At 64.6% G+C, this 23,079-nt stretch carries 27 protein-coding genes; 6 read left to right on the forward strand and 21 right to left on the reverse strand.

The window, feature by feature from the left end:
• Positions 1-32 precede the first annotated feature (32 nt).
• The 18 genes from ACYVD0_RS03940 to nifH all read right to left on the reverse strand — a co-directional run bounded on the left by ACYVD0_RS03940 (position 33) and on the right by nifH (position 13,546).
• Positions 33-467, reverse strand: a complete 435-nt coding sequence (locus tag ACYVD0_RS03940) for a hypothetical protein (protein WP_460425591.1) — start codon at positions 465-467, stop codon at positions 33-35.
• Positions 464-1,222, reverse strand: a complete 759-nt coding sequence (locus tag ACYVD0_RS03945; RefSeq protein ID WP_460425592.1) for a Rossmann-like domain-containing protein — start codon at positions 1,220-1,222, stop codon at positions 464-466. The genes ACYVD0_RS03940 and ACYVD0_RS03945 overlap by 4 nt, the downstream gene beginning before the upstream one ends.
• Positions 1,219-1,593 carry a hypothetical protein gene (locus tag ACYVD0_RS03950; RefSeq protein WP_460425593.1) on the reverse strand — a complete coding sequence of 125 codons (375 nt, stop codon included), beginning with the start codon at positions 1,591-1,593 and terminating at the stop codon, positions 1,219-1,221. The genes ACYVD0_RS03945 and ACYVD0_RS03950 overlap by 4 nt, the downstream gene beginning before the upstream one ends.
• On the reverse strand, positions 1,593-2,093 hold the full coding sequence (locus ACYVD0_RS03955; RefSeq protein WP_460425594.1) for a hypothetical protein: 501 nt from the start codon (positions 2,091-2,093) through the stop codon (positions 1,593-1,595). The genes ACYVD0_RS03950 and ACYVD0_RS03955 overlap by 1 nt, the downstream gene beginning before the upstream one ends.
• A gap of 5 nt (positions 2,094-2,098) precedes the next feature.
• Positions 2,099-2,422, reverse strand: coding sequence for a 2Fe-2S ferredoxin (locus ACYVD0_RS03960; RefSeq protein WP_460425595.1), 324 nt, complete (start codon positions 2,420-2,422; stop codon positions 2,099-2,101).
• 12 nt (positions 2,423-2,434) lie between these two features.
• Positions 2,435-2,722 carry a nif-specific ferredoxin III gene (gene fdxB / locus ACYVD0_RS03965; protein WP_460425596.1) on the reverse strand — a complete coding sequence of 96 codons (288 nt, stop codon included), beginning with the start codon at positions 2,720-2,722 and terminating at the stop codon, positions 2,435-2,437.
• Positions 2,723-3,005: 283 nt separating this feature from the next.
• Positions 3,006-3,215 carry a CCE_0567 family metalloprotein gene (locus tag ACYVD0_RS03970; protein WP_460425597.1) on the reverse strand — a complete coding sequence of 70 codons (210 nt, stop codon included), beginning with the start codon at positions 3,213-3,215 and terminating at the stop codon, positions 3,006-3,008.
• Positions 3,216-3,230: 15 nt separating this feature from the next.
• On the reverse strand, positions 3,231-3,713 hold the full coding sequence (locus tag ACYVD0_RS03975; RefSeq protein ID WP_460425598.1) for a NifX-associated nitrogen fixation protein: 483 nt from the start codon (positions 3,711-3,713) through the stop codon (positions 3,231-3,233).
• Positions 3,714-3,744: 31 nt separating this feature from the next.
• Positions 3,745-4,221: a NifB/NifX family molybdenum-iron cluster-binding protein gene (locus ACYVD0_RS03980; protein ID WP_460425599.1), complete on the reverse strand. Its 477-nt coding sequence runs from the start codon at positions 4,219-4,221 to the stop codon at positions 3,745-3,747.
• Between the two features lie 3 nt (positions 4,222-4,224).
• Positions 4,225-5,601 (reverse strand): nitrogenase component 1 family protein, encoded by a 1,377-nt coding sequence (gene nifN, locus ACYVD0_RS03985; RefSeq protein ID WP_460425600.1) that lies wholly within the window; start codon positions 5,599-5,601, stop codon positions 4,225-4,227.
• An 11-nt stretch (positions 5,602-5,612) separates the two neighbouring features.
• The gene (gene nifE / locus ACYVD0_RS03990) at positions 5,613-7,040 is read right to left on the reverse strand and encodes a nitrogenase iron-molybdenum cofactor biosynthesis protein NifE (protein WP_460425601.1); all 1,428 of its coding nucleotides are present in this window, start codon (positions 7,038-7,040) and stop codon (positions 5,613-5,615) included.
• A 241-nt stretch (positions 7,041-7,281) separates the two neighbouring features.
• Positions 7,282-8,016 carry a 4Fe4S-binding leucine-rich repeat protein gene (locus ACYVD0_RS03995; protein WP_460425602.1) on the reverse strand — a complete coding sequence of 245 codons (735 nt, stop codon included), beginning with the start codon at positions 8,014-8,016 and terminating at the stop codon, positions 7,282-7,284.
• 8 nt (positions 8,017-8,024) lie between these two features.
• The gene (locus ACYVD0_RS04000; RefSeq protein ID WP_460425603.1) at positions 8,025-8,294 is read right to left on the reverse strand and encodes a DUF6129 family protein; all 270 of its coding nucleotides are present in this window, start codon (positions 8,292-8,294) and stop codon (positions 8,025-8,027) included.
• 23 nt (positions 8,295-8,317) lie between these two features.
• The gene (locus ACYVD0_RS04005) at positions 8,318-9,046 is read right to left on the reverse strand and encodes a dinitrogenase iron-molybdenum cofactor biosynthesis protein (RefSeq protein ID WP_460425604.1); all 729 of its coding nucleotides are present in this window, start codon (positions 9,044-9,046) and stop codon (positions 8,318-8,320) included.
• Between the two features lie 4 nt (positions 9,047-9,050).
• A complete protein-coding gene (gene nifT, locus ACYVD0_RS04010) occupies positions 9,051-9,269 on the reverse strand; it encodes a NifT/FixU family protein (protein ID WP_460425605.1) in 219 nt (72 codons plus the stop codon).
• A 129-nt stretch (positions 9,270-9,398) separates the two neighbouring features.
• Positions 9,399-10,970 (reverse strand): nitrogenase molybdenum-iron protein subunit beta, encoded by a 1,572-nt coding sequence (gene nifK, locus ACYVD0_RS04015; RefSeq protein WP_460425606.1) that lies wholly within the window; start codon positions 10,968-10,970, stop codon positions 9,399-9,401.
• 101 nt (positions 10,971-11,071) lie between these two features.
• A complete protein-coding gene (nifD, locus tag ACYVD0_RS04020; protein WP_460425607.1) occupies positions 11,072-12,550 on the reverse strand; it encodes a nitrogenase molybdenum-iron protein alpha chain in 1,479 nt (492 codons plus the stop codon).
• 123 nt (positions 12,551-12,673) lie between these two features.
• Complete coding sequence (gene nifH / locus ACYVD0_RS04025; RefSeq protein ID WP_460425608.1) at positions 12,674-13,546, reverse strand: nitrogenase iron protein; 873 nt, start codon at positions 13,544-13,546, stop codon at positions 12,674-12,676.
• A 454-nt stretch (positions 13,547-14,000) separates the two neighbouring features.
• On the opposite strand from nifH, the gene ACYVD0_RS04030 reads away from it, so the two are divergent.
• Together ACYVD0_RS04030 and ACYVD0_RS04035 are read left to right on the forward strand one after the other, a co-directional pair.
• Positions 14,001-14,864 carry an SIR2 family protein gene (locus ACYVD0_RS04030; protein WP_460425609.1) on the forward strand — a complete coding sequence of 288 codons (864 nt, stop codon included), beginning with the start codon at positions 14,001-14,003 and terminating at the stop codon, positions 14,862-14,864.
• Positions 14,865-14,897: 33 nt separating this feature from the next.
• A complete protein-coding gene (locus ACYVD0_RS04035; protein WP_460425610.1) occupies positions 14,898-15,461 on the forward strand; it encodes a hypothetical protein in 564 nt (187 codons plus the stop codon).
• Between the two features lie 150 nt (positions 15,462-15,611).
• Here the strand turns inward: ACYVD0_RS04035 and ACYVD0_RS04040 are convergent, their stop codons facing one another.
• On the reverse strand, positions 15,612-16,349 hold the full coding sequence (locus tag ACYVD0_RS04040) for a helix-turn-helix domain-containing protein (protein WP_460425611.1): 738 nt from the start codon (positions 16,347-16,349) through the stop codon (positions 15,612-15,614).
• Between the two features lie 119 nt (positions 16,350-16,468).
• On the opposite strand from ACYVD0_RS04040, the gene aas reads away from it, so the two are divergent.
• The 4 genes from aas (at position 16,469) to ACYVD0_RS04060 (ending at position 21,174) form a co-directional block, all read left to right on the forward strand.
• Positions 16,469-18,601 (forward strand): bifunctional acyl-ACP--phospholipid O-acyltransferase/long-chain-fatty-acid--ACP ligase, encoded by a 2,133-nt coding sequence (gene aas / locus ACYVD0_RS04045; protein ID WP_460425612.1) that lies wholly within the window; start codon positions 16,469-16,471, stop codon positions 18,599-18,601.
• Entirely contained in the window at positions 18,598-19,971 is a 1,374-nt protein-coding gene (locus ACYVD0_RS04050; RefSeq protein WP_460425613.1) for an acyl-[ACP]--phospholipid O-acyltransferase, read from the forward strand. The genes aas and ACYVD0_RS04050 overlap by 4 nt, the downstream gene beginning before the upstream one ends.
• Positions 19,968-20,336, forward strand: a complete 369-nt coding sequence (locus ACYVD0_RS04055) for a cupin domain-containing protein (protein ID WP_460425614.1) — start codon at positions 19,968-19,970, stop codon at positions 20,334-20,336. The genes ACYVD0_RS04050 and ACYVD0_RS04055 overlap by 4 nt, the downstream gene beginning before the upstream one ends.
• 88 nt (positions 20,337-20,424) lie before the next feature.
• Positions 20,425-21,174 carry an IS5 family transposase gene (locus ACYVD0_RS04060; protein ID WP_460425615.1) on the forward strand — a complete coding sequence of 250 codons (750 nt, stop codon included), beginning with the start codon at positions 20,425-20,427 and terminating at the stop codon, positions 21,172-21,174.
• Positions 21,175-21,178: 4 nt separating this feature from the next.
• Here ACYVD0_RS04060 and ACYVD0_RS04065 read toward each other — a convergent pair whose 3' ends face one another.
• Both ACYVD0_RS04065 and ACYVD0_RS04070 read right to left on the reverse strand, forming a co-directional pair.
• Entirely contained in the window at positions 21,179-21,580 is a 402-nt protein-coding gene (locus tag ACYVD0_RS04065; protein WP_460425616.1) for a vWA domain-containing protein, read from the reverse strand.
• A 277-nt stretch (positions 21,581-21,857) separates the two neighbouring features.
• Positions 21,858-22,262 carry a bacteriohemerythrin gene (locus ACYVD0_RS04070; RefSeq protein WP_460425617.1) on the reverse strand — a complete coding sequence of 135 codons (405 nt, stop codon included), beginning with the start codon at positions 22,260-22,262 and terminating at the stop codon, positions 21,858-21,860.
• Positions 22,263-23,079 lie beyond the last annotated feature (817 nt).

The following is a 23,079-nucleotide window of genomic DNA, read 5'->3' on the forward strand; positions in this document are numbered from 1 at the left end:
ATCGCGCCCCGGCACCCGCTCCACCCGGGCGATCAGCCGAAGCCGATCAGCACCTCGTAGACCCGCCGCAGCAATTCGCGGTCGAGCCAGGGCATGCCGATGCTCTGCGGCAGATCGATCCAGCGGGTGCCGGGCGGCGGCGAGCAGAGCTCATGGCCCGACAAGGCCGCCAGGTAGACGGGCAGGACCTGCCCCGGCACCTCCATGTTCAGTTGGAACTCGCCGACCAGTTCCAGTTGCCAGTCGATATCCAGCGCCTCCTGCAGGCTGCGCAGCGCACTGGCCGGATGGCACTGCACCGGCGCCTCCTGTTCCTGCTCGGCAATCACCGCCAGCTTGGGCAGGGCCTGCGGCAGCACCACGCCGCCTTCGGTCGGGATCAGAAAGCGCAGACGCGCGCTCACCGGATGCTTGTGGCAAAGCAGTATCCGCCACGACAAATCTTGAGTGGTTTGTTGTTCGTTCATGAGTCCAGAGCCAACAGGGCATATTCCACCGGTCCGGCAAACAGCCGGGTACCGCCTCCTTCGGCGACCACCTGGCGCACGGCCTGGGCATCCTGTACCCGCACCCCCGCCAAGTAGTTCACCCCGAACCGTCGCCAGTCATAGATCCACGGCAGGCTCGGCCCCATCAGCACCACCTGGGCGTGCGATGACAGCTCCAGCAGGCGCGGCAGGGTCTTGTTAGCCAGGCTGCTGGCAGTGATGAACACCCAGTCAGCCTCCGGCAGCAAGTATTCGACGGCTGCATCGGGCAGGTCGCCATCCTGCGGCTGGCGCTCGAAGCACTGGTAGGGAAGGTCCTGCCAGAGCTGCGCGAGCCCTGGATAATGGCCGATCACCGCGACCTTCCGCCCCTCCAGGCGCGGACGGAAATGTTCGAAGACGCTCAGGTTTCCGGGCGCGTCGCCGCGCAGCGGCTGGGCTTGGCTCAAACAGGGCGAGGCGCGGTTGATCGCGGCATTGACCACCGCCAGCCCAACCGCCGCCTCGGCACTGTCCCAAGACAGCAACCAGGGGTACAGGCGGTCGCTCGCCTGGCCGCCCAGGGTACCGGCCCAACTCAGGGTGCGCGGCACCTGGCGCGGGCCGAAGGCGAAGCCGAGGCCGTCGCCGACTTCCGCCAAGGTCCAGCTAAGGCCGAGACAGACCCGCCCGACCGGCTCGTCGCTGGCGGCGCTGACGGCATGTCCCAGCAACCAGTCGTACAGGCCGTTCATGAATCAAGCGCCGGCAGCAGACGAAGTTCGCTCTTCAGCGCACCGCGGTAGCCCCAGGCGGTGGCGGCCTCGATCACCCACTGCGGTTTGCGCGGGTGCGGCAGCAGCACGTCGAACTCGGCGAAGGCCTGGCCGTCGCCGTGCACCAGCACACTGCCCAGATAGCCGCCTCCCGGCGTGCGCCATTCGGCATACAGGGACTGGCTGTGATCGTAGGAGTCCTCGCGCAACTCGCCGTGGGTATGGGGCGTGCCGGACACCGCCAGGCCCTGGTCGAGTCCAGCGGCGCGCAGGCTGTTGGCCAGCGCCTGCCAGATTTCCGCGAACAGCGGCCGGGCGTCCTTCAGACGCCCTTGGAGAGTCGCATTCATCAAGCGGTATCCTCGTCGAAGGAACGGGCGATATGCAGGAAGGCGGCGCCACCGATCTCGTCGCCGGGGTCGAGCTCCAGCAGCTTTTCCAGCACCTGTCGGGCCATCGCCACCTTGGCACGGCGCAGGCGGATCACCCCCAGCGCCTTGAGGCTGAACAGGTACAACCGCTCGGCGCCCTGGCGCCGGCTCCAGTCGGCACTACCCAGGTGCAGCCGGCGGTAGTTGCGGTCGAAGCCGGTCACTCCGGCGGCAGCGCGCAGCGCCGCCCAGACGGCCGCCTCGGCCTCTTCGTAGCGTCTGCTGACGAAGTAGAATTTGTACAGGCCGATGTGCGCGTCCGGCTCCTCTGGCCAGCGCCGGCGCGCCTCCAGCAACAGCGCCTCGACGGCATCGGGAGTCCCGGCGCAGAGGGCGCTGTTGAGCAGGTAGCGCAGCGGCTGGGGCGTACTGTCGGAAAAGAACGCACGCTCGGCAGCGAACAGCAGCACATCGGCCATGTCGGTTACCAGATCTCGGCAGGGGTGAGCTTGTCCGCGTAGGGCTCGCCGCCCAGCAGATGCTGCTCGACGATGATCGCGGCGTCGGCAGGCTCCACCCAGCTGTACATGACCGCACCGGGATAGATCAGCACGTTGGCGCCGGCCTGGCAGGGGCCGAGGCAGCCGGTGTTGGTCAGGGCGATGCGATTGGTCAGGTTCTTCTGGATCAACACCTGGGCGAAGGCGTTGAATACCGACTCGGCACCCTTGGCACCGCAGCTGCCGCGCGGATGCCCCTCGGGACGATGCTGACCGCAGATGAAAATGTGGAACTCAGGCTTGGCCATGATTCTGCCTCCTCAAGCCGCCGCGGCTTCGTGGGTGTGACACTGCTTGGGGCAGACCTTGGCGCACGAGGTGCAGCCGATGCAGTCCTGGCTATCCTTGATGGCCATGACCATCATCTCGTCGTCGTCATGGTCGTCGTCAGCTTCCATGAGATCGGCACGGTCGGCCAGCTCGAACACATCGCGCGGACAGACCTTGTAGCAGCGACCGCAGCCGATGCAGGTCTGCGGATTCAGTACGGTAATAAACTGCGGAACCCACGCGGAGCCGCCACGGGTAAGCCCGGTAATCATAGCCATCTATTTTTTTCTCCTGCCCGCCCCTTCACGGTGGCGGAGGCCAAACGGTTGTCGATATCGATAAAGGCGGTTCGAAGGCCCGCTCTGAATGGTTTTGTTCGTCGGTGCCCGGCCTTGGGACGGGCACCGCCCGGCTTCGTGGGCACGGGCGGCAGCTGCCCGCCGCCAGGGCGGGCGCAAGGATTCGGGCCGCGAGGCCCCGATGTAGAGGACGCAGGCCTCGTGAGCCTGGGTCCGGGCACGCCGCTCGGGCGCGCCGTGCTGCAGCGAAGCCGCCGCCCGGCTAGGCGGCGCAGGTCGCGTCGAGACGCGCCTTGGCTTCGGCCCAGTCCAGACAGGCCTGGTGGGCCTGCCTGGCCAGTTCCGGTAGCGAGTCGTAGTCGTTGAACAGGCGATCCTCGACCAGGTCGTGAATCTGCGAGGCCCACTCGGTCGCGATACGCTTCTTCTGGCTGACTTCTTTCTTCAGGGCCTTGATGTCTTCTTCGCTCATCGATGTCCCCTTGAATCAGAGTTCGGCGACCGTACGGTGCTCGTTGACCAGCGCGGTCGCCTTGCCCAACTGCTTCTGCGCCTCGACGATCAGCGCCTCGAGGGAGTCGAATCCGAAACGGTGAACGTCGCGCAGAACCTTGTCCAGGGCGACCAGTTTGCCGACCAGAATCAGGGCGCGACCGAAGCCCTCGTGGGTGATGTTGATCACCGGCACGGCGAGCAGACCGGTCTCGCGCTCAATCAACTGGGCAAGGGCGTTGTAGTAGGCCTTGACCCGGGAAATGGTGGTCTCGTCCGGATCGCCGACCACCGGAATGGCCTTGCGGCGTTCCTTGGTCAGCACCAACGGATCGAGCACGCGGGCATCGCTCCAGGTGTCGTAGGTGCCATAGCTGTCCATGGACCGCAGCTGGATCACCATCTGGCGGACGAGGGGGTCTTGCAGGGACTTGTCGTCTTCCTGCACCACGGGCTCTTGTTGCTCTTCGTAGTACATGTACGCTTCCTCGCTGAAAAAATAATCTGCCTTACTCGTCCCAGCCTTCGGCGGCCATGGCGTCGAAGCGCTTCATGTCGGGGCCGCGGGTGCGCTGGATGGCCTTGGCCAGCCAGGCCGAAGGGCCTTCGCGCAACTCGGCCTGTAGGGTTTCGATGAGTTCGTCGATGCGTGCGCCTTCGGCTACCTTGACCGGCTGCACACCAATGGCCAGCAGCTGGCGCACCGCCGAGGCGCCACAAGCGCGACAGTACACGGCGACGCAGCCGTCGAGCAGCTCGATCTTGCTGACCAGCTTGTCCTCGTTGCCGTCCTGCTCCAGCTCGCCGAACTCGACGACCGAGAGAAGCTGGGAGCGTTCGGGATTGACCCCGTAGATGACGAAGGAGCGCGACGAGCCGAAGTGCTGGTCGACCAGCTCGCGATCGGACGAGGCGAAGGCGACCTTCAGCAAGGTACCGTCGTCCTCACCATCCAGTATCTGCAATTGTCGGGTCGGGCTGGACATCGCTCAGTGCCTCCATTGCGGCTGTTCGGTTGCAGGTTTCTGCGCATAGATCGAGCAATGGGGCTCGATACCCTGATGGTGTTCGACCAGCAGGTTGGCGAGGTCGAACAGCGCCTGGCTGCTGCCGCGATAGCCGGACCAGCAACGCTGGAAGCCGCCCAGCAGGTCGTACTGCGGGAAACCGGCGCGCAACACCGGCACGCCGAGGCGGCGGGCGCTGGCCAGTGCGTGGCTGTTGCCGATCAGCAGCTGGGCCTGGTTGGTGCGTGCGGCGTGTTCGAGATCCTCCAGGTCGCCGACCTGGACGGCGGGCAGCGGCGAGGCGACCAGCGAAGCGGCCCGGGCCGGCACCACGGCGGCCACGGTGTGCGCGCCCATGCTGCGCAGCAGGCCGTCGAAGCCGAGCAGCAGGTCGGGGTCGCCGGCGATGGCCACGCGGGCGGCGCTGAGCATGAAGTGGGTGTCGAGCATGGCATCCTGCAGTTGGGCGCGCTGGCGCTTGTAGCGCTCGGGCACCGGATTGCCGCTGATCCCGGCCAGGGCCATCAGCCAGGCGTCTACCGCATCCAGGCCGTAGAGCATGCCGAAGCGCCGGTCGGGTACCCCGGTACGTGCCGCCAGGACGTCGGCGGCGCCCGCCAGGCTCTGCCCGACCACCAGGGTGGCGATGCTCTGCCCGGCGGTGGCCAGCTCGGTCACGGTCAGCCCGCCGGTGGTCAGTGCATTGAAGCGATTCTCGTCCAGGTGGCCGTCGAGCGAGCCGGACAGGTCGGGGATCAGCAGGGGCCGCAGGCCGAAGCTCTCGATGCTCTCGGCGATGTACTCCAGATCACCCGGGGTGAGGTTGGCCGAGCACAGCACGTTGACCTGGCGTGGGCGCCGCCCAACCTGATCGCGCCGCTCGGGCACCAGAGTCTCGATGATCGCCTTGACCGCGGCGGCAAAGCCGCTCTCGAAGCAGCCGCTGAAGTCCGGGGTGCTCACCGGGACGATGGGCACGTGCTTGAACTCGTCGTACTGGGTGCGGAACTCGTGCAGCGCGCTGTGCAAGTCGCAGCCCTGGGTTTCCGACAGGCCGGTGGTGAGCAGGCCGATGACCGCCGGGCTCTGCTTCTCGCAGATGGTCTTGAGCGCCTCGACGATGTTTTCGTCGGCGCCCATCACCGAGCTGACCTGGTCCATCGCGGTGGTTTGCAGCGGCACCGGCTCGCGGAAGTGGCGGACGAAGAAAACCTTGGCGAACGCGGTGCAGCCCTGCGAGCCGTGAAACAGCGGCATGCTGCGCGCCAGGCCGAGAATGGCCAGCGCGGCGCCCATGGTCTGGCTGGCCTTCAGCGGGCTGACGGCCAGGGCCTTGTTGCGATTGATGATCTCGGCCATCGCGGATCTCCTCAGGCGTTCGCCGAACGGGCCGGCGCGCTCGGCGCGGCGTCCTGGCTGGCGGGGATGTCCCAGGGCGCAGGGCGGCGCACCGCCTCCCACACCGGGCTTTCCAGGGTGATGCAGAGCTGGCGCACCAGTTCCAGCATGCCGTCGTAGCCGGCATAGCCGAATTCGCGTTCCTGGTTGATGTCGAGGAAGGGCACGCGGCCCTTGAGCGCGGTGTACATGTTGCGCCCGCCGGCGATGAGGATGTCGGCCTGGTACTCGTCGACGGTCTTCAGCAATACCCGCGCATTGCCCTCGTCGAGCATCTTGACGTCGTCGCCCATCAGTTCGCGGATGCGCGCTTTGTCTTCCTCGGTGGACTTCTTGGTGCCGGTGGCGACCACCCTCATGCCCAGGTCCTGCAGCGCGGAGACCACCGACCAGGATTTCACGCCGCCGGTGTAGAGCAGCACGCGCTTGCCGCTGAGGCGCTCGCGCCAGGGCTCAAGGGCGGCGCGGATGCGCTGTTCCTCGCGCTCGATCAGCGCCTCGGTGCGGGTCATCAGGTCCTCGTCGCCGATCAGCCGGGCGAAGTCGCGCAGCGCCTGGGAGGTGTCGGTGATGCCGTAGAAGCTGCCCTCGAACCAGGGCGTGCCGTAGGTTTCCTGCAGCTTGCGGGCAACGTTGAGCATGGCCTTGGAGCAGACCATCATGTTCACTTCAGCGCGGTGCATGGTCTGCACCTCGCGATAGCGCGCGTCGCCGGCCAGGGTGCAGAGCACCCGCAGGCCCAGTTCGTCGAGCAGCGGCAGGACATTCCAGAACTCGCCGGCGATGTTGTATTCGCCGACCAGGTTGACGTCATGCACGTGGATTCCTTCACGCTCGCTACCGGCGGGCAGCGGATCGGGCTCGCGGGAGCCGATCACGTACTTGAGCATGGCCTCGCCGGCGATGCGGTTGCCGAGGTTCTTGGTGCCGTAGAAGCCGGCCGAGTCCACTGGGATCACCGGGGTGCCGAAGCGCTCGGCAGCGGCCTTGCAGACCGCTTCGATATCGTCGCCGATCAGTGCCGGCACGCAGGTGTTGTAGACGAACACCGCCGGCGGCGCGTAGCTCTCCACCGCCTGGCGGATAGCGTGGAACAGGCGCTTCTCGGCACGCCCCATGATCACGTCGCTCTCGGTGAGATCGGTGGTCATGCCGATGCGATACAGGTCCGGCCCGCTGGAGCGGGTGCCGCGGTTGTCCCAGGAGCTGCCGGCACAGGCAATCGGCCCGTGGACGATGTGCGCCACGTCGGCAACCGGCAGCAGGGCGATCTGCGCGCCGTCGAAGGAACAGCCACCGTCGGTAGCGCCCGGCTTGGGCTTGGCGCAGCCGGACTTTTCCTTCTTGTTGTGACTGCAGGCGGGCTCGTCGAGCAGTTCGGCAATATCCTTGGCTTTCATCGCGTACCCCTCTGGTCGTTGACGCAGCGTTTGCAATGGATCATTGCAATGCCTGTACCAGAAGGCAAGCTATTGATTTAAAGGCAATTGCACCAAGGAAGCTTTGTCATAAAAGCGCCTTCCTGTCGGGTTTGCAACAAGCAGACAGCGCACGACGGGCATTCCCGCAGGCGCCGGGCGAAAGACAACAAGAGTACGGGAGGCCGGCCCCGGCCGGACGGCGCGGGGCAGTTGCAGGGGATTAGGACGTGGCGAGCCGTTCGGCGATCGCCAGGCGGACTTCCGGTTCGGACTCGTCGAGCTTGCGCAGGGCGGCCAGCGGAGCGTTCTCCACCGCGGCCAGGCGCACCGTCCAGTCCGGGTCGTGAAGCAGCTCGAGCAGGTCGTCGCCGCGCAGGCGCGAGGCGACGATGCGCCGGACCTCCGGCTCTGGGTCCTGGGTCATGAGCCCCAGGCTTTCCTCGGGCAGACGCCTGGCCACCAGCTTGCGCACCTGGCGGTCGTCGTCGCGCATGAAACGGAACAGTCGGCCCAGAGGAATGCGCTGGACCACGTAGGCGCGCACCAGGTAGTCCTTGTCGGCGGCCATCTGTTCAAGCTGTTCCAGCGGCAGGCGGTCGGCCACGGTGATGCGCACCTCGCGGTCGTCGTCGTGCATCAGCGCGCCCAACTGCTCGCGGGGCAGGCGGTAGGCGACGGCCCGACGGACCACCTCGTCGCTGTCGCGGATCAGCGGGATCAACGCCTCCACCGGCGAGTAGCGCACGGCGATGGCGCGGCGCTCCCAGAATGGGTCGGCCAGGTACTTCACGGCCAAGTGCGGATTATTGCGAAAGAAGCGGTCGATCTGCCGCCCGCTCTCCACCGTCACGCAGGCATCGCCTGGCGTGCAGCGGCCGGTCAGCAGCAGATTCATGCGAAAGCTGCAGGCCCGGCAGTCGCCGATGGGGGTGATGTCGCCTTGATCGTCGGCCATGCCTCACCTCAATCCTCGATGATTTCCGCCAGGACGACGCCGGAAGCGGAGTCCAGGTCGTTGCTCAGCACCGAGCAATGATCGCTGGAGTTGACCAGATAGACGTTGAAACCCGGACGCTCGGCGACCGGCTTGGCGTTGACCACGATATCGTCGTCCATGCAGCAGGTGAAGTGCACGCCGGGATAGGCGCTGCGCAGGCTGGCGATCAGGCTTTCGCCCAGCCCCCCCTGTTCGGCCTGACGAATGACGTCATCGAGAAGTGTTTGGCTGATCATGGCTGTGTCCTCATCCGGAGCAGTTACTGGGTGAAACGTACACGCTGGTCGGGCTCGGCGCCCATGGCCTTGGCCAGCCAGGGGGGCGGCGCGATGGCCAGCACCCGCTGCAGCTCCTCGACGATCTCGCGGGCCGGCTGGGCACGGGCCAGGCGGACCGGATGGATCCCGGTACGAACCACCTTGGCCGCCGCCGGACCGCCGATGCTCAGGGTGTAGAGCAGTTGGCAGTCGCCGAGCAATTCTGCCCGGCGCGCATGACGGTCTTCATCTTCGCGGCAGGAGCCGGGCTCACGCAGGTCGATCAGACGACTCTCGCGGGGCGAGATCTGGTAGATGAGAAAGCGTGCACAATTGCTGAAGATGCCATCCAGGCGCTCGCCGCTGTTGGAGGCGCAGGCGATACGCACCGAATCCTGGAATTCGCCCTCGCGATAGGGCTCGGGGACCGGCAGGGGATCTTCCGGCATGCGCACGCCACGACCCTTGAGCAGGCCGAGCGCACTGTGCAGCTGGCGGTCGGTCAGAGTCGGCCGGGCTCCGTCTCCGCACGCCTCGATCAGACGGGCACGCAGGCGGGAAGCACGCAGTTTGCGCAGACGCGCTTCCGTGATGGGTTCTCCAACGGCGGCAATCAGGGCGCACAGCAGGTGGGCGGTGTCCACCCCCTTGAGCGAGCGTGCCGCCAGGGCGATGCGCAGGGCCAGATGGGCCGGCAGGGGGGCCTGGCCGTACGGCGGTTGCGCACTCATGGAATCAGGCCTCGCCGGCTCGCTTGGCGCGCACGGTGATCGGCAGCTTGGGTTGCGGCATCGGCTCGATGTAGTAGCTCGAACCGTCGCCAAGCGTGACTTCACCGCCCCATTGCTCGGGGCTGTCATGCTCCAGGGACATCACGATTTCTTCCTGGTCTTTCTTGGCGATGTAGAAGGTCAGCTGACCTGCGTCGTTGCGGCGGATCATGACACTGGGCATGGGCTTGCTCCTTAGACAGGTTTGGCGGTTGCCGCAGGCCGTGGGCGCCGAAGGCCCGAACCTGCAGCCGCCGCCAAGGAAGAGCCGGAGCGGCTCGCGCCGCCCCGGCCAGGACCACTGAACTACGACTTAGCGAACCAGGTCGTGGTTGTAGTCGGTAGCCTGCATACCGCGGGTTTCCTCGTCCAGACGATCCAGGATCGAGTTCACCAGGGTGGTCAGGATCTGCATGGCGCCTTCGTAGCCCATGGTGGTCTGACGGTGCAGGTGGTGACGGTCGAAGATCGGGAAGCCGATACGGATCAGCGGAACTTCGAACTCTTTGCCCTTGTGCAGGGTGTCGCGCTGGATGAACTTGCCGTAGCTGTTGCCGATCATGAAGTCAGGCTTGTCGGTGAAGACCAGCGAGCGCAGGTGCCACAGATCCTTGCCAACGTAGACGGTGGCGTTCTTGCCGTAGGGCGAAGCTTCGAGGATGGCGTCGACCGCCTTCTTCCAGCGCTTGTTGCCGTTGTTGCACAGGATGTGCACCGGCTCGCAGCCCAGTTCCAGCAGGAACTTGACCATGCCCATCACGAAGTCCGGGTCACCCCACAGGGCGAAACGCTTGCCGTGCAGCCAGGTGTGGGAGTCGGTCATCATGTCGACCAGACGGCCACGCTCCTTGGTCAGGCTTGCCGGAATCGGCTGGCCGCTGATTTCGCTGACTTTCATCAGGAATTCGTCGGTCCAGTCCAGACCCATCGGGATGTTCAGCTTCGGAACTTCGTGCTTCCAGGTGCCTTGGACGAACTTCTTGGTCTTCTCCAGGTGCCACGGCTGCAGCAGCACGGTGTTGAGAGCGTTCGGCGCGTCCTTCATCTCTTCCTGGGTGGTGCCGCCCGCGTACATGCGGAACTGACCGTCAGCCGGGGTATCCAGCACCTCTTCCGGATCGGAGAGCAGGCTGTAGCCCACGCCCATTTCCGAGAGCATGCGCTTGATCACGCGGAAGTTGCCCAGGTAGGTTTCGAAGCCGGGGACGATGTTGATCTTGCCGTTGCTGCCGATCACCTTGTCGTCCATGGACTTCAGGGTGAAGTAGCGAGCAATGCCTTCGAACATGTTGTCCCAGCCGGTCACGTGGCTGCCCACGAAGCTCGGGGTGTGAGCGAACGGCACCGGGAACTCGTCGGGAATGAAGCCTTCCTTCTTCGTGTTGTTGATGAAGGCGTTGAGGTCGTCACCGATGACCTCGGCCATGCAGGTGGTGGACACTGCGATCATGTCGGGCTTGTAGGTAGCCTTACAGTTCTGCAGACCGTCCTTCATGTTCTGCTGGCCGCCGAACACCGCCGCGTCTTCGGTCATGGAGTCGGAAACGCAGGAAACCGGCTCGCGGAAGTGGCGGTTGAAGTAGGAGCGGAAGTAGGCCACGCAACCCTGGGAACCGTGAACGTAGGGCATGGTCTTCTCGAAGCCCATGGCACACAGGACGGCGCCCAGCGGCTGGCAAGCCTTGGCCGGGTTGACGGTCAGCGCTTCACGCTGGAAGTTCAGCTCCTGATATTCCTGGGTGGTGGTCCACTGGAATACTTCGTCGATCTTCTCTTGCGGATGCTTCTCTTCAAACTGGTCGCGCTTGCGCGCGAGCATGTCCGTGTATTCTTCGTCGCGGAACAGCGGGTAGCTGGCTTTGATGTTATCGACTTGCTGGCTCATGACTCTCTCCTACGCCCCACTCATCTGTGGACGGCGATAACGGATGTCGGCTGCGGGCGGGCGGCCCGCCCACAGCGGACGTTGCGTACGATTGCGGACTATCAAGCGCTGGCGGCGACTTTCTCGGCAGCTTTGTCAGCTTCCCAGGGAGCCTGCAGCTTCTTCCAGCACGGATTGTTCAGGGTCATGTCCATGTCACGGGCGAAGATGGCGAAGCCGTCAAAGCCGTGGTAGGGGCCGGAATAATCCCAGGAGTGCATCTGACGGAAGGGAATGCCCATCTTCTGGAAGATGAACTTTTCCTTGATGCCGGAGCCGATCAGGTCGGGCTTGACCTTCTTGACGAATTCTTCGAATTCGTAGCCGGTGACGTCATCGTACAGCAGGGTGGAGTCACCCATTTCCTTGATGGTACGGTCATAGTCGTCGTTGTGAGCGAACTCGTAACCGGTACCCACGACTTCCATGCCCAGATCTTCGTAGGCGCCGATCACGTGACGCGGACGCAGACCACCGATGTAGAGCATGACGCGCTTGCCTTCCAGGCGCGGACGGTACTTGGCGACCACCGCTTCCCACTCAGGCTTGTACTTGGCGATGACTTCTTCGCACTTCTTCTGGATGGTCTCGTCGAACTTGGCGGCGATGGCACGCAGCGACTCGATGGTCTTGGTCGGACCGAAGAAGTTGTACTCCATCCATGGGATACCGTACTTCTCTTCCATGTGACGGGAGATGTAGTTCATCGAGCGGTAGCAGTGAACCAGGTTCAGCTTGACCTTCGGGGTCAGCTCGATTTCGGCGATGGAGCCGTCGCCGGACCATTGAGCCACGCAACGCAGGCCCATTTCTTCCAGCAGGATGCGCGAGGACCAGGCGTCACCACCGATGTTGTAGTCACCGATGATAGCTACGTCGTACGGAGTGGTCTCGAAGCTGTTGTCGTCGTCACGGTTGCCCAGGACCCAGTCACGGACTGCGTCGTTGGCGATGTGGTGACCCAAGGACTGGGAAACGCCGCGGAAGCCTTCGCAACGCACCGGAACCACGGTGGTGTTGTGCTCGGCGCCCTTCACCTTGGACACGGATTCGATGTCGTCGCCGATCAGGCCGATCGGGCACTCGGACTGGATGGAGATGCCCTTGTTCAGCGGGAACAGGGTTTCCACTTCGTCGATCAGCTTGGCGAGCTTCTTGTCGCCGCCGAAGACGATGTCCTTCTCCTGGAAGTCCGAGGTGAAGTTCATGGTGACGAAGGCGTTCACACCGGTGGTGCCGATGTAGTAGTTACGACGGCCGGCACGCGAATACTGGCCGCAGCCTACCGGGCCGTGGGAGATGTGGATCATGTCCTTGATCGGACCCCAGACCACACCCTTGGAACCGGCGTAGGCACAGCCGCGGATGGTCATCAGACCAGGCTGGGACTTCTTGTTGGAAGTGATGCACTTCTTCGACTGGGTCACCGACTGGTCGTTGACAGCCAGGTGCTTGGCGCGGTCTTTGCGGGCTTTCTCGGGGTAAACTTCCAGGACTTCCTGGATGAGGGATTCGACCTCTTCGCGCGACATACCGGTCATGGGTATGACTCCTCATTGCTTTGCGTTCATTTGCGGGTAACGGATGGGCCGCACTGCGCAGTGCGCAGTGCGACGCTCCGGCAGGGCCCATCTGCCCTGCCCCGTCCTACTGAAGCGGAGCTATCACTCTTCGGCAGCGGCCTTGCCGACGATGGACTCGTCTTCTTCTTCCATGACGCCGAACTCCATCAGCAGCTCTTCGAGCTCGTCCATGGTGATCGGGTTCGGGATGACCAGCAGCTTGTTGTCGACGACCTTGCGAGCCAGGGTACGGTACTCGTCGGCCTGCTTGGCGGCCGGATCGTATTCGATCACGGTCATACGGCGGATTTCGGCGCGCTGTACAACGTTGTCGCGCGGTACGAAGTGGATCATCTGGGTGCCCAGCTTGGCAGCCAGGGCGATGATCAGCTCGTCTTCGCGGTCGGTATTACGGCTGTTGCAGATCAGGCCGCCCAGACGCACGCTACCGGAGTTGGCGTACTTCACGATGCCCTTGGAGATGTTGTTGGCGGCGTACATGGCCATCATCTCGCCAGAGCAAACGATGTAGATTTCCTGAGCCTTGTTTTCGCGGATCGGCATGGCGAAGCCACCGCACACGACGTCACCCAGTACGTCGTAGAATACGAAGTCCAGATCGTCTTCGTAGGCGCCTTCCTCTTCCAGGAAGTTGATCGCGGTGATCACACCACGGCCAGCGCAACCAACGCCCGGCTCCGGACCACCGGACTCAACGCACTTGACGCCGCCGTAGCCGACCTTCAGCACGTCTTCCAGCTCCAGATCTTCCACGGTGCCGGCTTCAGCAGCCATTTCCATGATGGTGTTCTGGGCCTTGGAGTGCAGGATCAGGCGAGTGGAGTCAGCTTTCGGGTCACAACCAACGATCATGACCTTCTTGCCCATCTCGGCCAGGGCCGCCACGAGGTTCTGAGTGGTGGTGGATTTACCGATACCGCCCTTGCCGTAGATGGCGCATTGACGCATAGCCATAGTTAAGTTCCTCAGGTTGCATTTCCACTTGAAAGTTCGGCTCGTAAGCCTGAACAAGTCCGCGCCCTGATCACAATGCAGCGTCTGTGCCAGCACCCACCACCAAAACATAAGTAATTGATTTATAATGATTAAATTACAGAATACAGGCCTGCCGGGCGGTTTGATACATAACAATCCCCCTACAATCCCCCTACTCCGACTGTTGTAATTGCTACAACCGAACAATGTCCCGACATCCTCCCCCGACCCGACTGCCACCCCACCCCCACGCCTGTGACAAAACCGACAATTGTCGCGAAGCCGCGCCCCATCCTGGCCCACGGTCACGACAAGCCACCCCGCAACATGCAATAAATTCCTTTATTTTCAGTTAGTTATCCGAGCAATGCCATCCGGCTCGGATATTGCAAAGGGTTGTCGATTCTTGCCCTTCTTTCAGCAGGAGAGTCCAGTGACCAACAGTTTGTTAAAGGAAATCCTCGCCCAGCTCGGCTCGGGCGACATAGTTCCCTACCTGGGCCCGGGCGTTCTGCGCGGAGTCGTCGATCGCGACACGGGCAAGCCGATTCCCGCCGACAGCGACAGCCTGATCCTCGCCATGACCGGCGGCCAGCCGATGTCGCCGCGTCTCATGTATGAATTCTCCCGGGCCGCCATGCACCTGGAGAACAAGAAAGGCCGCAGCTTCATCGAGCGCTTCCTGACCCAGGTCTACGGCGGCGACAACTGGACCCCGTCACCTGTCCACCAGTGGCTGGCCAGCCTCGACCTGCCCTACATCATCGACTGCAACCGCGACACCCAGCTGCAGCGTTGCTATATCGATGCCGAGCGCAAGCACACCCTGGTGGTCGGCGCCGCGCGCATCGCCGCGACGCCCTACCGCTTCGACCTGTACCAGTTCGAGGACGGCAAGTACCGCAAGATCGCCCTGGAGCAGGTCGATGCCGACCTGCCGGTGCTGTTCAAGCCGCTCGGCACGCCGCTGCCCAAGCCCGGCTACGTGGCCTCGGATGCCGACTTCGTCGACTACATCACCGAGCTGATGGGCGGCTTCGCCATTCCCGACTGGGTCAAGCTGCGCCGCAAGAACAAGCGCTACCTGTTCCTCGGCCAGCACTACAACCGCGACACCGAGCGCATGGTGATGAGCGATCTGATCTACGATGCCGCCGAACCGGCCGGCTGGGTCCTGATCGATCAGCCAAGCGACAAAGAACGCAAGGTCTGCGAGCGCAAGAACCTGCAACTGATCGAGGCCGACTGGAGCAGTCTCCTCGCCCTCGCCAACCCCAGTGCCACGGAAGTGGCCTGACCTCTCTTCCTTCATCTAGACGAGAAGCCAACCATGCTGTTGAAAAGCTACGAAGACCAATCCCTGCTGTGCAACCTCAGCGTCAAGGGCGCAACCACCGAAGCCGGCGTCGAAGCCTTCCGTGGCGACCTGGTCGTGATCGAAGGCGAAATCGCCGACGACGCCGGCCGCCGCCTGCCGCCGAAAGCCGTGCTGAAGCAAGCCGGCCTGCTGTTCAAGAACGACAAGCTGAGCATGGTTTCCGGTGGCCTGGAGCAACTGGCCTACCTGCCGCCCTTCTTCGAGCGCTACAAGGGCGACCTGGCCAGCGACGTACAGGTGATCTTCTACGTGAGCAACCTGAGCAAGCCGGTTTACACCGAACTTGACGGCGTCAAGATGATCCTTCAGCCCCACGAAGAAGGCGCCATCTGGAACACCATGATGGACGACCTGCGTCTGGACAAGGAGGACTTCAAAGGCCAGAGCGCCGAAGACAAGGTCATCACCATGGCCGAAGGCCTGGCCGACTACAAGCCGAAGTACGAAACCGTTGCCTTCGCCGACGCCCTCGGCTTCATCTCCACCGTCCAGCGCGAGCACCGCGGTCCGGTTTAATCGATCGCTCGATTTTCCCATTTCTTCAGCAAGGATGCTCCATTAGGCCTGTTCGCCACTCCCCCTCTCTGCAGGGGGAGTTTTCTTTTCGGGCTCCACTTTTGCACGCAGCCTGCCTGGCGATGAGGACGACCGTTCGCCGCCCGCTCCTCAAGCATTCCGCCGCAGCCGGGTGAAGGCGCCCAGCTCCCACTCGCGCAGCGCCAACAGCATGCCCGTTCCGTGCCGCTTCGCCAGGGGCGCAGCCAGGCTTTCCTCATGCAGTTCGGCGAACCGCCGGCGCAGCGTGCGGATCTCCGCCTGCAGCTTGGCCAGCGCCGACTCGGTAAGCATGCCGTGGGAGAAGGCCATGACCTCGTCCGCAGCGGCGAAATCGCTCTTCAGGAAATCCGCCAGCCCCTGATTGTGGAAGAAGCGACGGATCGGCCCCCCCGGCAGCCAGTCGAAATCCCGCGCGACATTGAGGCGGACGCGGTTTCCCGGCAGCAGATCGAGCAGGCGCAGGCGGTCCAGCCGGGCCAGGCGCTGGATGCATTCCGCCTCGCTGAGCCGGTAGACGCCGAGTATCTCGCCGATCGCCCAATGATTCAGCACGCAGACCGCTACCAGCAGCAGCTTCTCGTCGGAGACCAACTCGCGCTCCTGGGTCTCGCTCAGGGTATGCAGGCGGGTCCCACTGAGCGCCGCCTCCTGGGCCAGTTCGGCAAGACTGAAGCCGAGCAGGTGGCTGATCTCGAGCAGCCGGTCGAGACTGAAACGACGGGTCGCGAACATGCGCTTGACGCTCGCCTCAGACAGGCCGAGGCGCACGGCCAGCTCGCGATAGGTGATGCCCTGGAGCTTCAGGCGCTGCTTGAGGGTACCTACCAGGCGGTCGAGTTCGCTCATCGGAGAAAGGTATCGTTTTCCGCTACTTGTCCGGCAATTCTGCACGACTTTTTTCGACAAGGTTTCACTTTTAACCGAGAGCCGCCATGCTGGAGGTTCTTCCATGCCAGAGACAGATCATGCTCAAGACCATTCTGCGCCTCCTCCTCAAGGCCTTGTTCCGGGTCGAGGTCCAGGGCGATCGGGAGGTATTCGACAATCCGCGCACGCTGATCGTCGCCAACCACGAATCCTTCCTCGACGGCCTGCTGCTCGGCGTGTTCCTGCCGGTGGACGCGGTGTTCGCGGTGCACACCCAGGTCGCCGGCCACCCACTGTTCCGCTTCCTGCTACGCTTCGTGCTACACCTCACGATCGACTCGAGCAGCCCGCTGGCGGTCAAGCAGATCGTCAGACTGGTGGAAAGCGGACAACCGGTGGCGGTCTTCCCGGAAGGCCGGATCACCCGCACCGGCTCGCTGATGAAGGTCTACGATGGAGCCGCCTTCGTCGCCGCCAAGACCGGCGCCACCGTCGTGCCGGTGCGCATCGACGGCGCAGCACAGAGTTACTTCGGCCGCCTGGCCGGGGTCTTCCCGCGCAAGGCGTTTCCCAAGGTGCGCATCTCGATCCGCCCGCCCCGGCAGATCCCCATGCCCGACCTGCCGTCGGCCAGGCTGCGCCGCCACCGCGCAGGCGAGCTGCTGCGCCACATCCTGCTCGACATGCTGGTCGCCACCTGTCCGCAGCGCACCCTGTACGAGGCCTTCCTCAATGCCAGGGAGACCTTCGGCACGAACCACCGGGTGGTGGAGGACATCCGCCTGCAGGAGGAGTCCTACGGCTCCCTGCTCAAGATGACGCTGGCCGTCGCCCGCCTGACCTCGCGCCTGAGCGCGCCGGGCGAGGTGGTCGGCGTGCTCGCCCCCAACGCCGCACCGACTCTCGGCCTGCTGCTCGGCCTGTCGCTGGGCAGGCGCATCCCAGCCCTGCTCAACTACACGGCAGGCCCCGAAGGGCTGCGTGCCGCCTGCATTACCGCCGACATCAGGACCATCATCGCCTCCCGCACCTTCGTCGAGAAGGCGCGCCTTGGCCAGTTGCTCGGGGCCGTGCCGGACATCCGCGTGCACTATCTGGAGGATCTCAGGGCTGGCTTCGGCCTCATCGATCGCCTGTGGGTGCTCGGCCACCTGCTCTTCCCGCGCCGCGCCGCTCTCCCCCAGCAGCCCGAGGATGCCGCCGTGGTGCTGTTCACCTCGGGCTCGGAAGGCAAGCCCAAGGGCGTCGTCCACAGCCATGCCTCGCTGCTGGCCAACGTCGCGCAGATCCGCGCGGTGGCCGACTTCACCCCGCAGGACAAGTTCATGGTGGCCCTGCCGCTGTTCCATGCCTTCGGCCTGACCTGCGGCGCGCTGCTGCCGCTGGTGGCCGGCTGCCAAGTGTTCCTCTACCCCACCCCACTGCACTACCGGGTCATTCCCGAACTGGTCTACGACCGCAACTGTACCGTGCTGTTCGGCACCTCGACCTTCCTCGGCAACTACGCCCGGTTCGCCCATCCCTATGATTTCGGCCGCTTGCGCTACGTGGTCGCCGGTGCCGAGCGGCTGACCGAAAGCGTGCGCCAGCAATGGATCGACAAGTTCGGCATCCGCATCCTGGAGGGCTATGGCGTCACCGAATGCGCCCCGGTGGTGGCGGTCAACGTGCCCATGGCCTGCCGCAACGGCAGCGTCGGCCAGCTGCTGCCTGGCATCGAGCATGAGCTGGAGCCGGTGCCCGGCATTGCCGAGGGCGGCGCTCTACACCTGAAGGGGCCGAACCTGATGAAGGGCTATCTGCTGTTCGACCGTCCCGGCGTCATCCAGCCGCCGCCGGCGATCCGCCCCGGGTGGTACTCCACCGGCGACATCGCAAGCTTCGACGCCGACGGCTTCTTGCACATCCACGGCCGCCTCAAGCGCTTCGCCAAGATCGCGGGAGAGATGATCTCGCTGGAAGCTGTGGAAGGTATCGCCGCGAGCGCCGCCCCTGACTTCGCCCATGCCGCCTCGACACGCAGCGACGCCGCCCGGGGCGAAGCGCTGGTGCTCTTCACCACCGCTCCGGAGCTCGTCCGCGAGCACCTGCTCGCCGCGGCCAAGGCCATCGGCGCGCCGGAGCTGGCCGTGCCACGGGTGATCCGCCGGATCGACGCGCTGCCCCTGCTCGGCAGCGGCAAGACCGACTACCTCGCCCTCAAGCGCATGGCCGAGGAGGTTCCGACATGAGTTCACAATTCGAACTGCTCAGGGCCCGTCGCTTCGGCCCGCTGTTCGTCACGCAGTTTCTCGGCGCCTTCAACGACAACCTGTACAAGAACGCCCTGGTGGTCCTGCTGACCTTCCAGACCGCGCAGTGGACCACGCTGTCCCCCAGCGTGCTGGCCAACCTGGCGGCGGGCCTGTTCATCCTGCCGTTCTTCCTCCTCTCGGCGACCGCCGGACAGCTCGCCGACAAGTACGACAAGGCCCTCCTGGCGCGCCAGGTCAAGCTGCTGGAGATCGTCATCGTGCTGCTCGCCGGCGCCGGCTTCTGGCTGCACAGCCTGGCGATGCTGCTGGCCAGCCTGTTCCTCCTCGGTCTGCAGTCGACCCTGTTCGGCCCGGTGAAGTATGCCATCCTGCCGCAGCACCTGGGCGAGGACGAACTGGTCGGCGGCAACGCGCTGATCGAGGCCGGCACCTTCGTTGCCATCCTCGCCGGCACCCTGTCCGGCGCCCTGCTCGCCGGCTCCGCAGGCGGCACCCTGTGGATCACCGCTGGCTGCCTGCTCGTCGCCGTGGTCGGCTATCTCGGCAGCCGGCGCATCCCCACGGCGGCCCCGCCGGAGCCCAGCCTGCGCCTCAACCCCAACCCGTTCGGGGCGACCTGGCGCAGCATCGGCTTCGCCCGCGAGGACCGCCTGGTATTCCTGGCGATCCTCGGCATCTCCTGGTTCTGGCTGTACGGCGCGTTGCTGCTCGCCCAGTTCCCGGCCTACGCGAAGGACGTGCTCGGCGCCGCGGAAGGCGGCGTGGCCCTGCTGCTCACTGTCTTCACCCTGGGGATCGGCAGCGGCTCGCTGCTCTGCGAGCGCCTCTCGGCGCACCGGGTGGAGATCGGCCTGGTGCCGCTGGGCTCGATCGGCCTCAGTCTGTTCGGCCTCAACCTGGCCCTCGTCAGCCCCGCCACTCCGCCGGTCGCGCCGCTGTCCGTCATGGCGCTGCTGGCGGCGCCGGGCACTCTGTATGTGCTGTTCGCGCTGTTCGCCCTCGGCCTGTTCGGCGGCCTCTTCATCGTCCCGCTCTATGCCTTGGTGCAGCTGCGCTCGGCCCCCGCCCACCGCGCGCGCATCGTCGCCGCCAACAACATCCTCAACGCCCTGTTCATGGTGGTGGGCGCGCTCGCCGCCGGCGTCCTGCTGGCCGCGGGACTCTCCATCCCGGAGTTGTTCGGTGTCGCCGCGCTGGTCAACGCCTTGGTGGCACTCTGCATCTTCCGCCTGCTGCCGGACTTCCTGCGGCGCTTCGCCGCCTGGCTGCCGACCCTCGGCGCCCTCCTGCGGCGCGGCGCGCAACGCTCGCCGGCAGCACCGGAAAAATCGGAGAAGCGGCCATGAAGTCGTCGATCGTACGGGCCGATCCCGCTACGGCCTTCCTGACTGCGGAACGCTGCCGAATCCTTGAGCTGTGGAACGTTGCCGGCGATCCGGCGGTGTCCATCGCCCTGGCGACGGTGGCGCCGGGCGAAACCACCCAGTTGCACCGGCTGCACGGAGTGGACGAGCGCTACCTCATCCTGCACGGCAGCGGCCTCGTCGCAGTCGGCCAGCAGCCCCCGGAGCCGGTGGGCCCCGGCGACCTGGTCATCATCACGGCGGGCACACTGCAGAAGATCGCCAACACCGGCGACAGCGAACTGGCCTTCTACTGCATCTGCACGCCACGCTTCACCCCCGACTGCTACGAGGCGCTGGAGGATTAGGGGTTGACGTTTCGAGCCAGAGGCGTTGATGAAGAAGAGCAAACCCGCAGAATTCAGGCTCCCACACCGATACCCCTGCGAGTTTGCAATGCCCCGATCGATGCTCAGTGACGAACTCTGGTCGAAGCTGGAAAAGGTTCTGCTTCAGCAAGCCATTCACCACAAGCCGGGTCTGCGCATGACGGTCGAGGGCATGCTCTACCGGATGCGCGCAGGCTGCCCGTGGAGAGACCTGCCCAGCGCCTTCGGAGGCTGGAGCTCGGTCTACAAGCGTTTCAACGCGTGGTCGGCGGCGGGCAAGTGGCTCAAGGTTTTCCAGGCATTGATCGAGGAGCCCGATCTCGAATGGGCTTTCATCGATGGCACCTATGTGAAGGCCCACCAGCACAGTGCCGGTGCGGCCAGCGACCAGCCCGAAGCCATCGGTAAAAGCCGGGCAGGAAACACGAGCAAGCTCCACCTGGCCGTCGATGCGCATGGACTGCCCCTGGCCTTCGAGATCACCGGGGGCGAGGTCAACGACTGTAGCTCGGCCCCCGAGCTGATTGCGCAACTGCCGTCTGCCGCGGTGATCGTGGCCGACAAGGGCCATGACAGTGAGCGCATCCGCGAACGGATCGAAGCGCAGGGCGCCCGGGCGGTCATTCCCCGAAAGCGCAGCTCGATCAAGGGCAATGCCGATCTGGACCGGGGGCTGTATCGCTACCGGCATCTGGTCGAGAACGCCTTTGCGCGGCTGAAGCATTACCGCGCCGTGGCGTTCCGCCACGACAGGCTGAAGCGAAATCACGAGAGCAGGGTAGCCATGGCCTGTGGGTTTCCATGGCTACCCATGTGAGCCGTCAACAGCGCAGGGCCTCCAGGGCATTTTCCGGCTCGTCGCCGCCGCCGTCGGCGCGCAGGGCCGCCACCGCCGTCTTGAAGTCGCTGGCCGAGGAGGTGAAGTCCACCTTGTGGCGCAGCTCGTCGCCGAAGGAGATCAGCGCGAAGCGGTAGTCGAAGCCGGAGGACTGGACGATGTTGGCGAACTCCAGGGTGCGCTGGATCAGCCCGTCGATCTCCTCGGCCATGCTGCAGGTGTCGTCGAACACGAAGACGAAGTCCATGCCGCGCTCGTCGGCCGCGTCCGGGCGCAGGCTCTCGAGCCCGAGGATCGCGGCCTCGCGCAGATCCTCGGTGACGCTGAAGTGCTCCTTGGTCAGGCCCCGGATCGGCGCGCCGGTCCTGGCGTCGCGGACGTTCACGTCGACGCTGAGGGTCGGGAAGCGGCTGGCGACCGGCTGGATGAGGACGTCCGCCGTGCCGCCGGCCTGGGCGGTGCCGGCGGCGAGCAGGGCCAGGCTGAAGACGGATCAGTGGATGGCGCGAAGCATGGACATGACGGCTCCTTGTCGGGGCGGGAAGGCGAAGGGTCGATGCTGGAAGCGTGCCGCGCCCGGGAGCGGGCGGCGGCAGGCCGGAATTATCCGGCCTCGGCGCGGGAGAGGTTGCCGGGCAGCCGGCGGATTTGTGCGCGGCGTCTCAGCCGTGCTGGTGGAGATGGACCACCAGGGCGCTGTCCATGGTCTTGGCGTGCAGGTCGAACCAGGCCGGCAGGCTGTCGTTCAACCAGGCGCGGGCCATCTGCGCGCGGCCGGCGGCGGCGCGCTGGCAGAAGCGATCCATGTCGCCGAGGATGCGCTGGTGGTTGGCGCGGTGCTCGCCGAAGGCGGGATAGCCGGTGGCCTGCATCTTGGCCTCCTCGTCGGCGAAGTGGCGGCTGGTGTGCTCGAACAGGGCCTTGAATTTCTCGGCGAACCCCGGCCCCTTGGCATTCGCGGCGGCCAGGCAGAGTTCGAGGAATTCGAGGTGGGTGCTGTCGATCGCGTCGTCGCCCAAGGCGTAATTGTCCTGGAAGCGTTCCAGCATTTCGTGGAGGGTCGGCATATCTGATGGTCCTTCTGTGGCGGGGCGCACGCAGGATACGGCAAGCCCGCAGCCATGGAAGGGGGCTTGCGCTCGTGACGACAAGTTTCACCCGCTCCCTCCACCCAGAAAACAGCCCCCATGAGCAGACTGCTGGCATGTCTGCCAAGCACCCTCGCCCTGCCCCTTTCGATCCAGGCCAGCGGACGCGATGTCGCCACCGCGACCAACTTCCTCGGCCCCCCCTGAAACTGGCCGCCATCAACACCCTGCTGCGGGTGCGCCCAGGACAGGCCCAGCATGCGTTGGTGAAGGGGGGTGACACTGGGTTAAAGTCCTTCACCACAAAGCATGGCATATAGCCATCAATCAGGCGTCAACTTTTGTAGCGTTGTATGAAAAATGACATATCGGGACGTGGATATGGCCATAGACGACACTTATACAGCCTTATCAATTACAATATAACTTATTGATATCAATAAGTTTAATACATAAAAATAGAGAATAGGCACACATTTTGCTAAAAGCAGTCAGACAACAATGAATAGATGAATATAAGAAAGAAGGCTCCCGGCTTGGCAACTCCCTCTTGGAAGGTTTCTTTGGATTGCTGCGCCGCACCGCCTCAGCCGGCCCGATCAGGCAAGCTCGTCGCATGCCGCTCGATAGGCATATAGCTTGCCGCCTCGGGCTATGCGACGCCGAGTGCCCGCGATCCAGATCAAGAAAAGGAGTAAGTATCCCCCGGCAAAGCCGGGGGCTTTATTCTGTTAGCCCCTCAAAGGGGCAAGTAGTGGGGCCGCCTGAAGGCGGCTGTCGTTACAGGCCAAACTTG

The organism is Azotobacter armeniacus (genome assembly GCF_054779355.1).

Coding starts and splice junctions, on each gene's coding strand:
- ACYVD0_RS03975 (WP_460425598.1), bottom strand. CDS start 3,713: ATGTACTACGAAGAGCAACAAGAGCCCGTGGTGCAGGAAGACGACAAG.
- ACYVD0_RS04000 (WP_460425603.1), bottom strand. CDS start 8,294: ATGATCAGCCAAACACTTCTCGATGACGTCATTCGTCAGGCCGAACAG.
- ACYVD0_RS03950 (WP_460425593.1), bottom strand. CDS start 1,593: ATGAATGCGACTCTCCAAGGGCGTCTGAAGGACGCCCGGCCGCTGTTC.
- ACYVD0_RS03995 (WP_460425602.1), bottom strand. CDS start 8,016: ATGGCCGACGATCAAGGCGACATCACCCCCATCGGCGACTGCCGGGCC.
- ACYVD0_RS04050 (WP_460425613.1), top strand. CDS start 18,598: ATGAGTTCACAATTCGAACTGCTCAGGGCCCGTCGCTTCGGCCCGCTG.
- nifD (WP_460425607.1), bottom strand. CDS start 12,550: ATGACCGGTATGTCGCGCGAAGAGGTCGAATCCCTCATCCAGGAAGTC.
- ACYVD0_RS03945 (WP_460425592.1), bottom strand. CDS start 1,222: ATGAACGGCCTGTACGACTGGTTGCTGGGACATGCCGTCAGCGCCGCC.
- nifT (WP_460425605.1), bottom strand. CDS start 9,269: ATGCCCAGTGTCATGATCCGCCGCAACGACGCAGGTCAGCTGACCTTC.
- nifN (WP_460425600.1), bottom strand. CDS start 5,601: ATGGCCGAGATCATCAATCGCAACAAGGCCCTGGCCGTCAGCCCGCTG.
- ACYVD0_RS04040 (WP_460425611.1), bottom strand. CDS start 16,349: ATGAGCGAACTCGACCGCCTGGTAGGTACCCTCAAGCAGCGCCTGAAG.
- ACYVD0_RS04005 (WP_460425604.1), bottom strand. CDS start 9,046: ATGAGTGCGCAACCGCCGTACGGCCAGGCCCCCCTGCCGGCCCATCTG.
- ACYVD0_RS03960 (WP_460425595.1), bottom strand. CDS start 2,422: ATGGCCAAGCCTGAGTTCCACATTTTCATCTGCGGTCAGCATCGTCCC.
- ACYVD0_RS03970 (WP_460425597.1), bottom strand. CDS start 3,215: ATGAGCGAAGAAGACATCAAGGCCCTGAAGAAAGAAGTCAGCCAGAAG.
- ACYVD0_RS03955 (WP_460425594.1), bottom strand. CDS start 2,093: ATGGCCGATGTGCTGCTGTTCGCTGCCGAGCGTGCGTTCTTTTCCGAC.
- nifE (WP_460425601.1), bottom strand. CDS start 7,040: ATGAAAGCCAAGGATATTGCCGAACTGCTCGACGAGCCCGCCTGCAGT.
- aas (WP_460425612.1), top strand. CDS start 16,469: ATGCTCAAGACCATTCTGCGCCTCCTCCTCAAGGCCTTGTTCCGGGTC.
- nifK (WP_460425606.1), bottom strand. CDS start 10,970: ATGAGCCAGCAAGTCGATAACATCAAAGCCAGCTACCCGCTGTTCCGC.
- ACYVD0_RS04035 (WP_460425610.1), top strand. CDS start 14,898: ATGCTGTTGAAAAGCTACGAAGACCAATCCCTGCTGTGCAACCTCAGC.
- ACYVD0_RS04070 (WP_460425617.1), bottom strand. CDS start 22,262: ATGCCGACCCTCCACGAAATGCTGGAACGCTTCCAGGACAATTACGCC.
- ACYVD0_RS03980 (WP_460425599.1), bottom strand. CDS start 4,221: ATGTCCAGCCCGACCCGACAATTGCAGATACTGGATGGTGAGGACGAC.
- fdxB (WP_460425596.1), bottom strand. CDS start 2,722: ATGGCTATGATTACCGGGCTTACCCGTGGCGGCTCCGCGTGGGTTCCG.
- ACYVD0_RS04060 (WP_460425615.1), top strand. CDS start 20,425: ATGCCCCGATCGATGCTCAGTGACGAACTCTGGTCGAAGCTGGAAAAG.
- ACYVD0_RS03940 (WP_460425591.1), bottom strand. CDS start 467: ATGAACGAACAACAAACCACTCAAGATTTGTCGTGGCGGATACTGCTT.
- ACYVD0_RS04055 (WP_460425614.1), top strand. CDS start 19,968: ATGAAGTCGTCGATCGTACGGGCCGATCCCGCTACGGCCTTCCTGACT.
- nifH (WP_460425608.1), bottom strand. CDS start 13,546: ATGGCTATGCGTCAATGCGCCATCTACGGCAAGGGCGGTATCGGTAAA.